Annotated in this window: 10 protein-coding genes; 6 read left to right on the forward strand and 4 right to left on the reverse strand. The window is 69.2% G+C overall.

Annotation, left to right across the window (positions count from 1 at the left end; translation table 11 throughout):
• The 3 genes from UK23_RS40820 to UK23_RS40830 all read right to left on the reverse strand — a co-directional run.
• Positions 1–685: Nif3-like dinuclear metal center hexameric protein (locus UK23_RS40820; RefSeq protein ID WP_045317168.1), on the reverse strand; the 685-nt coding region annotated here is incomplete at its 3' end.
• Complete coding sequence (gene cobC, locus UK23_RS40825) at positions 682–1,677, reverse strand: Rv2231c family pyridoxal phosphate-dependent protein CobC (protein ID WP_045317169.1); 996 nt, start codon at positions 1,675–1,677, stop codon at positions 682–684. The genes UK23_RS40820 and cobC, both read right to left, overlap by 4 nt.
• Before the next feature lie 37 nt (positions 1,678–1,714).
• Entirely contained in the window at positions 1,715–1,921 is a 207-nt protein-coding gene (locus UK23_RS40830) for a hypothetical protein (RefSeq protein ID WP_030472678.1), read from the reverse strand.
• 64 nt (positions 1,922–1,985) lie between these two features.
• Here UK23_RS40830 and UK23_RS40835 point away from each other — a divergent pair, with 64 nt between their 5' ends.
• From UK23_RS40835 to UK23_RS40850, 4 genes are read left to right on the forward strand one after another with little or no spacing between them, the layout of a single operon-like run.
• Entirely contained in the window at positions 1,986–2,438 is a 453-nt protein-coding gene (locus UK23_RS40835) for a low molecular weight protein-tyrosine-phosphatase (protein ID WP_045317170.1), read from the forward strand.
• Complete coding sequence (locus tag UK23_RS40840) at positions 2,417–3,148, forward strand: fructosamine kinase family protein (protein ID WP_052685479.1); 732 nt, start codon at positions 2,417–2,419, stop codon at positions 3,146–3,148. The genes UK23_RS40835 and UK23_RS40840 overlap by 22 nt, the downstream gene beginning before the upstream one ends.
• A 4-nt stretch (positions 3,149–3,152) precedes the next feature.
• Positions 3,153–3,701 carry a DUF1349 domain-containing protein gene (locus tag UK23_RS40845; protein WP_045317171.1) on the forward strand — a complete coding sequence of 183 codons (549 nt, stop codon included), beginning with the start codon at positions 3,153–3,155 and terminating at the stop codon, positions 3,699–3,701.
• Positions 3,702–3,705: 4 nt separating this feature from the next.
• Entirely contained in the window at positions 3,706–4,524 is an 819-nt protein-coding gene (locus UK23_RS40850) for an SURF1 family protein (RefSeq protein ID WP_045317172.1), read from the forward strand.
• Here the strand turns inward: UK23_RS40850 and UK23_RS50890 are convergent.
• The gene (locus UK23_RS50890) at positions 4,432–5,364 is read right to left on the reverse strand and encodes a cobalamin biosynthesis protein (protein ID WP_082115387.1); all 933 of its coding nucleotides are present in this window, start codon (positions 5,362–5,364) and stop codon (positions 4,432–4,434) included. The genes UK23_RS40850 and UK23_RS50890 overlap by 93 nt on opposite strands.
• 72 nt (positions 5,365–5,436) lie before the next feature.
• Here UK23_RS50890 and UK23_RS40855 point away from each other — a divergent pair, with 72 nt between their 5' ends.
• Both UK23_RS40855 and UK23_RS40860 read left to right on the forward strand, forming a co-directional pair.
• Positions 5,437–6,909, forward strand: coding sequence for a DUF2397 domain-containing protein (locus UK23_RS40855; protein ID WP_045317173.1), 1,473 nt, complete (start codon positions 5,437–5,439; stop codon positions 6,907–6,909).
• Positions 6,906–7,849 (forward strand): TIGR02678 family protein (locus tag UK23_RS40860; protein WP_045317174.1); only part of this gene is annotated, 944 nt, incomplete at its 3' end. The genes UK23_RS40855 and UK23_RS40860, both read left to right, overlap by 4 nt.

Below are 7,849 nucleotides of genomic sequence, written 5' to 3' on the forward strand. Positions count from 1 at the left end.
CCCAGTGCGCGACGTCCACCAACGCGGGTCCACCGGACTCGATGTGCTCGCTCGCCGGGTGGTGGCGCAGGTCGGCCGTCACGTAGGCGTCGACGCCCGCTCGGGCCGCGGTCGCGAGGTAGCTGTCGCCCGCGCCGCCGCACACCGCGACCCGCTTGATCAGGCGTTCCGGGTCGCCGGCGGCTCGGACGCCCTGAACGGTCACGGGCAGCGCGTCGGCCACGCGCTGGGCGAAGATCTTGAGCGGCTCGGCCTCAGCCAGCTCGCCGATGCGGCCCGTTCCGGTGTCGCCGTCCGGCTCCGCCGCTTCGAGCGGGCTCATGACGGTCAGCCCGATGGCCTTCGCGAGCGCGTCCGAGACACCCGGCAGGGCGCTGTCCGCGTTGGTGTGGGCGCAATACAAGGCGGTGCGGTTCCGGATGAGCTTGTGCACCAACGCACCCTTGGGGTCGTCGGCCGGAACACCGTTGACGCCGCGGAGAAGCAGCGGGTGGTGGGCGAGCAGAAGTTGCGCGTTCTGTTCGACTGCCTCGTCCACAGTGGACCGGGTGGGGTCGACGCAGACGAGGATCTTCGTGACATCCTCGTCCGGATCACCGCAGACCAGGCCGACCGCGTCCCACTTCTCGGCGGTCTTCGGCGGATACGCGGTCTCCAGCGCCACGATCACGTCGGCGAGCTTCACGCCAGTTCCTCCATCACGACGCGCAACGCGTCCACGAACACCGCGAACTCCTCCGGCGGCCGGATCGCCACGCGCAGGTACGTGTCGTCGAGGCCGGGGAACGTGTCGCATCTGCGCGCGGCGATCCCCTTGTCCCGCAACGCCTCGCGCGTTCCCCTCGGCACCCTGATCAGCACGAACGGCGCTTTCGGGGGTACGACGACCAGGTCTTCGAGCTGTTGTGCCGCGTAGGCGGCGTGCTCTTCGGCTTCCTTCGCGAACTGCTCGGAGGCTTTGAGCGCTTCCGGTTCGCAGCACGCCGTGATCGCTTCGAGCGTCAGGCTGCCGACGGGCCAGTGCGGGCGTCCGTGGGCGAGCTTCGCAAGCGTCTCCGGGTCGCCGAGGAAGTAGCCCGCCCGCAGCCCGGCCAGGCCCCACGTCTTGGTGAGGCTGCGCAGAACGAGCACGTCGGGGTCGTGCGCGAGCGACTCCGGTTCGCCCGGCACGGCGTCCATGAACGCCTCGTCGACCACGAGCTTGCCGGGCAGGGCCTTGAGGGCTTCTCCTGCATGCAGTACCGACGTGGGATTCGTCGGGTTGCCGATGACGGTGAGATCGGCTTCCACGTGCGTGTTTCGCAACTGGAAGTCGCCGTCGAGCAGCACGTGTTCGATCGGAATTCCGGCATCCCGGAACGCCACTTCGGGCTCGGTGAAGCCCGGATGCACGATCGCGACCCGGCGCGGGGAGAGCTTCGGCAGCAGCGCGAAGCCCTCCGCGGCACCGTTGAGCAGCAGAACCTCGTCAGGCGAGCGCCCGTGACGGCGTGCGACGGCCTCACGTGCGCTTTGTTCAGCCTGCTTCGAGGGGTAACGCCCGAGGTCGTCGAGCGCCGCGGCCAGCCGGTCGCGCAGCCAACGGGGCGGGCGCGGCACCCGCACGTTGACGGCGAAGTCGGCGAGGCCTGGTGCGGCGTCGACGTCACCGTGGTGGCGCAGGTCTGGGCTGGTCATCGCGGCTGATTCTAGGCGACCAGCTCAGACGGGCGCGTCACTGCATGTAGCGGCGGAGCTCAGTGAGGTGGCTGATCAGCTCGTCCAGCTGGAAAGCGTCGAGCTGCGCCGACTCACCGGGCGGGGTGCGGAAGCAGACGCGACCCTTCTCGTTGAGGTACACCTCGAACGCACGACGACGCCCGAGGGCGTCGGTGCACCCGATGATCTCCCGTTGCGGGGGCACGTCGGTACCTGTCTGCATGGGCGGCCTCCATGTCGTTTGTCCGTACATCTTGCGACGACGGTTGAGCGTTACCGTGTGGCGTGTGAAGGTCGCCTTTGTCTGCACCGGCAACATCTGCCGGTCCCCCATGGCAGCGCTCGTCTTCGAAGAATGGCTGTCGCGCGAAGGATTGTCGTCTTTCGTCACCGTGTCCAGCGCGGGTACCGGTGGGTGGCACGTGGGCGACCCGGCCGACCCGCGGGCACTGAAAACGTTGGCGGACAACGGATATCCTGTTGAGCACGTGGCCGCACAGGTGGGCGCGGAGCACTTGGACGCCGATTTGCTGATCGCACTTGACTCCGGACACGCGCGTGCGTTGCGCCGAATGGCGGACCCTTCTCGCGTCCGGTTGCTGCGCTCGTTCGACCCGGATGCCGATGACGTGGACGTTCCCGATCCTTACTACGGCGACCGGTCGGGGTTCACGGATGTGCTGGTGATGATCGAGGCGGCGATGCCGGGGCTGATCTCGTGGGTCCGCGAACAGCTCTGAGGACGAAACACCAGTCGCCTTCGGCCACCGCTGCCGAGGCGGCCGGCCTGCGCTGGCTGCGCGTTTCCGGTGGTCCGCCGGTCCCTTCGGTGCACTCGGCAACCGACGGCGTGCTGGTGATCGACGAAATCCCGCACGGCACGCCGAATCTTCAGGCAGCCGTGACCTTCGGGCGCCGTTTGGCGACTCTCCACCTGGCGGGCGCCGACGCGTTCGGCGCCCCTCCGCCCGGCGGTCCGCGCGAGGCAACGATCGGGATGACGTCGATGGTCAACGAGCCGGCCGCGTCGTGGCCCTCGTGGTTCGCGTCACAGCGAATCGAGCCGTATGCGCTTGAAGCGGGCATCGACATGAGGGCCGTCTGCTCGCGGATTGACGAACTCGCGGGCCCTGCGGAGCCTCCCGCGCGGCTGCACGGCGACCTGTGGAGCGGCAACGTGCTGTGGGGCGCCGACGGCCAGGTGTGGCTCATCGACCCCGCGGCCCACGGCGGGCACCGGGAAAGCGATCTCGCGATGCTCCAGCTGTTCGGCTGCCCGTTCCTCGACCACGTCCTCGGCGCCTATCAGGAGATCGCCCCGTTGGCCGACGGCTGGCAGGCGCGCGTGCCGTTGCACCAGCTGTTCCCACTGCTCGTGCACGCCGTGCTCTTCGGCGGCGGCTACCGGTCCCAAGCCGTGGCCGCCGCCCGTGCCGCTTTGCGAGGATGAGGTCATGGACCTCACCGGGTGGACGTGGCTCAACGAGCCGCAGAAGTGGTCGACCGACCCCCTGACCGTGCACGTGGACCCGAAAACCGACTTCTGGCGCCTCACCGGCAACGGCGAGATCCACACCAACGGTCACGTCTACGGCGTGCGTCTGGCCGGCGACTTCACCGTCACGGCCACGTTCAGCGGCGACTTCCCCGCGCAGTACGACCACGCGGGCGTCGGGCTGGTGATCGACGACGAGAACTGGATCAAGGCCGGGGTCGAGGTGTTCGACGGGAAGCGGCAGGCCAGCACGGTCGTGGCACGCGGCTTCTCGGACTGGAACCTGGCCGTGGCCGACGTCTTCGAGACGTTCACGGTGACCGCGGAGCGCAAGGGTGACGCGGTGGTCGTGAAGTACGGGCTGGACGGTGCGGAGCCGACGGTGATGATGCGGAAGGCGTACTTCCCGCCCGGCGTGGAGGCGTTCGTCGGGGTCATGGGGGCGAGCCCGCACGGCGAGGGGTTCGTGACCCAGTTCCACGAGGTCCAGCTCACGCAACTACCGTGAGGTCGTGCGGTTCAAGTTCCTCCTCAAGCCGGGCTGGCTGGCGCTGACCCTGGCCGTGTGGGTGTTCGCGGGTGCCTGCATCTACTTCCTGTCCCCGTGGCAGTTCGGCCGCAACGACGAGCGCCAGGCGCAGAACGCCGCCATCACCAAGTCGTTGAAGAGCGACCCGGTCCAGTTCGGCGCGCAGCACGACGAGTGGCAGAAGGTCGAGATCAAGGGCCACTACGTCCAGGAACTGGAAGCGCTCGCACGACTGAGAACCGTCCTGGGTGAGGCGGCGTTCGAGGTCATCACGCCGTTCAGGACCAGCAACGGCCAGACCGTCCTCATCGACCGCGGGTACGTGCGGCCGGTCAACGGCATCAAGCCGCCGAACTTCGAAGCGCCCCCGACCGAAGAGGTCACGATCATCGGACTGGCCCGGCCGAACGAGTCGAACGAGCAGCCCGCGTTCGAGCAGGACGGCCGCAAGCAGATCTACTCGATCAACAACAAGGCAGTGGGTCCGGACATCGAGCCGGGCTACTTCCAGCTGATCGAGAACCAGCCGGGCGCGCTCGACACGTTGCCCCTCCCGCGGATCGAGAGCGGGCCGTTCTTCTCCTACGCGCTGCAGTGGATCGCATTCGGGGTCATGGCGGTCGGCGGCTGGCTGTACTTCACGATTCGCGAGGCACGGCCGGGTGGCGTGCTCCACGAGAGCTCCAAGAAGCGGAAGTCGATCGCCGAGCTACTTGCGGAAGAAGGCGACGACGGCGCTGACGAAAGCGGCGCCGAAGCCGACGACGCGGGACAGCTCCACGGCACGCGTCACGTGACCTGAGTCCGGGTTGCGGCCGTGGCCCATCACCGGGCGCTCCTCGATGCCGTGCGAGTACGCGGTCCGGCCGCCCAAACGGATCTCCAACGCGCCCGCGAACGCAGCCTCGACCTGGCCGGCGTTCGGAGACGGGTGCGCTGAGGCATCGCGCCGCCAGGTCTCCAGAGCCGCGGAAGCCGAGCCGCCCACGACCGGCGCACCGCCGACGGTCAGCACAGCAGCCAGCCGCGACGGCAGCAGGTTGAGAAGATCGTCCAGGCGCGCGGAAGCCCAGCCGAACCGCAGGTAGCGCGGCGACTTGTGACCCACCATCGCGTCCAAGGTGTTGGCAGCGCGATAGCCCAGAAGACCCGGCACACCAAAAACCGCACCCCAGAACAGCGGCGCCACCACGGCGTCCGAGGTGTTCTCGGCCACGGACTCCACCGTCGCCCTCGCCAGACCGAGCGTGTCCAGGCGGGAAGCGTCACGGCCGCACAACGAAGGCAGCCGCTCGCGAGCAGCCTCGACATCGCCGTCAGCCAGCTCGCGGCCCATCGAGGTGCCCTCACGCGCCAGCGAGCTGCCGCCGAGCACGGTCCAGGTCGCCACAGCCGTGGTCAACGTCTGCGCCAGCCAGTGCCGGCGAGCCAGCCGCTCAACGGCCACACCGGCCGCCACGGTCCCGCCCACCAGCACCGCGGAATACACGGCCCCGGCGGCCTGGGAGTCGGCGTACAGGCGCTTCTCCAGAGCCGAAGCAGTGGATCCGAATGCCGCTACCGGGTGAAATCGGCGTGGATCACCGAACACCGCGTCCGCCGCCACGCCCAGCAACAACCCCAACGCGCGACCCGCGCCCACGGCATCCTCCCCAGCTCGTCGAAGGCACGGTAGCGCCGCATCACACCAGCGCGCGCATTAGGGTGGCCGGTCGTGGAGCACAAGCGGCTGAAGCTGTACGCCTATCTGGACGCGCGCGATCACCAGCGCACGTACCTGGCGATCATGCGGCTGTTCACCTCCACGCTGCTGGCAGACCTGTCCGCGGGCGAGGTCGCCGGCGCGCTGGCCGGTCAGGAGCGCGAAGGCAGGGTCGAACAGGGCGAGAGCCGCATCGAGAACGTCATCAACCGCCTGAAGCAGCTGGTCGAGTGGGGCAACCTCGTCCAGGGCAGGCGCGAGGTGGTCGCCGCGAGCATCGCCGAGTTCCAGCACGGCAGCGTCCGCTACCAGGTCTCGAAGCTCGCGGTCCGCGTCCAACGCGACGTCGACGAGCTGCTGAGGGTCCCGGAAGGCGCCCGCGAAGTCTCCCGCGAGCTGCTCCCCGCCATCGAACGCGGACTGAACGAGCTCGGAGGATCTCTGTCCGTCGCCCTGCTCAACGAAGGCGACAAGACCAAGGAACTCCTGGCCGAACGCGTCACCACCCTGTTCCTGCAGCACGCCGAACTGGCCGCGACGGTCCGCGACTTCTACGCCTACCTCGGCCAGGTCGTCACCAGGAACCACCTCGCGCCCGACGAGATCGCCGGCTTCCGCAACCTCCTGGTCGAGTACATCCAGCGCGTCGTCGAGGACGTCCTGAAGTACACGCCCCCGATCGCGGAAGCCCTGGCCGGACTGACCAGGGCCCGCACCGAACTCCTGCGGCTCCTCAGCACCGACCTGGGCGCGAGCGTCGAACGCGCCCGCGGCCGCACCCCCGAGGACTGGCAGGAGCTCACGGACTGGTTCGTCGACCGCCCAGGCCGCCCGAGCCAGGTCACGGCCCTGCGCGAAGCAACCGCCCGCGCCATCGGCAGCCTCCTGGCCAGCGTGAAGCGAGCGACGTCCGGCGGCGGTCTGCTGCCAGGCCGGCGCGCCGAGCTGCTGAAGCTCGCGAGCTGGTTCGACAACTCGACCCGGGAAGAAGCCCACGAGATCTACGCGTCGGCATTCGGCCTCTACTCCGCACGCCACCTCTCCCCCGCCCCGGAGCACGACTCGGACAACGAGCGCACCCCGTGGCGCGACGGCCCGGTCTGCGATGTGACAGTCAGCGTCCGCACCAGAGGCGACCGAGGAGCCCGCGGGAGGCCGTCCCGGATCCTCGACGACCCGATGACCGAGCAGTCGCTGCTCGCAGAGGCGCGGGAAGCCGACGAGATCCGCGCCAGGCACGTCGCGGAACTGACGAAGGCCGCCGGAAACCTGGAGAACACCACGCTCACGCACGGCGCGTTGGAGGTCTTCTGCGAGCTGCTCACGCTCGCGATGGCCCAAAGAGACTCGCCTCAAGACAGCGGATCGGCCAGCGACCCCGTGCGCGGCCTCAAACTCGAGATCGCCCACGGCACGACGACGCAGATCCGCTCGGCCGCCGGGACCCTCACCCTGCACGACGCGACGGTGGCCCTGAAGCAATGAACCACTTGGACAACCTCTCCGACATCGACGCCGCCAACGTGGTGCGGTGCGCCCGAACGCTCCTGCGCAGGCCGCTCCTGCGCAGTGACGGCCCGGACGGCGAACTGCTCAGCCTCGTCTACCGGCACCGCGTGGTGCTCCAGGACCTGTTCGCGGGCCTGCTCGGCTACCGCCTGGTCGTGGAACGCCGGTTCGCCCGCCTCTACAAGTCCGGACCTGGCCACGACGACACCCGCGGCGTGCTCAGCATGTCCCCGCGCGGCTACGCCTACCTGGCGCTCACCCTGGCCGTCCTCACGGGCATCGGCCGCCAGACGCTGCTGAGCCGCCTCGTCGCCGACATCCGTTCCGCCGCAGTGGAAGCAGGCATCGACGCACCGGACGACGTCGTCGAACGCCGAGCGCTCACGGCTGCGCTGCGCCACCTCGTTTCCCTTGGCGTGCTGATGGAAACCGAGGGTTCGGTAGCGCAGGACCTGCTGCCCCAAGAAGCTCTGATCACCATCGACACCGACCTGCTCGGCCAGCTCGTCACCGGCCCGGTCGGCGAAGCCCAGAGCCCCGAACACCTCATCGAACTCGCGGCCCGCCCAGGCCCGCGCGGCACGGAGCACGCCGTCCGGCGCAAGCTCGTCGAAACCCCGCTGGTGCTCTACGCGGACCTCCCGGACGACCAGGCGGAGTGGCTGAGGCGCAACCAGCGCAAGGAAACCGCGCTGCTGGAACAGGCGTTCGGCCTCTACACCGAGTGCCGCGTCGAGGGCGTGCTCGCGGCTGACCCCGAGGACTTCCTGACCGACCTGTCGTTCCCCGGCGTCTCCACGGTCGCGCGCATCGCCCTGCTGGCCCTGCCCGACCTTGTCGACGACGACTCCGAGGACCCGCCCGCCCGGCACGCGGTCGCCACCGAACGCATCCGCGAGGTCTGCGCCCAACTCGT

Source organism: Lentzea aerocolonigenes, assembly GCF_000955955.1.
GTDB lineage: Bacteria > Actinomycetota > Actinomycetes > Mycobacteriales > Pseudonocardiaceae > Lentzea > Lentzea aerocolonigenes_A.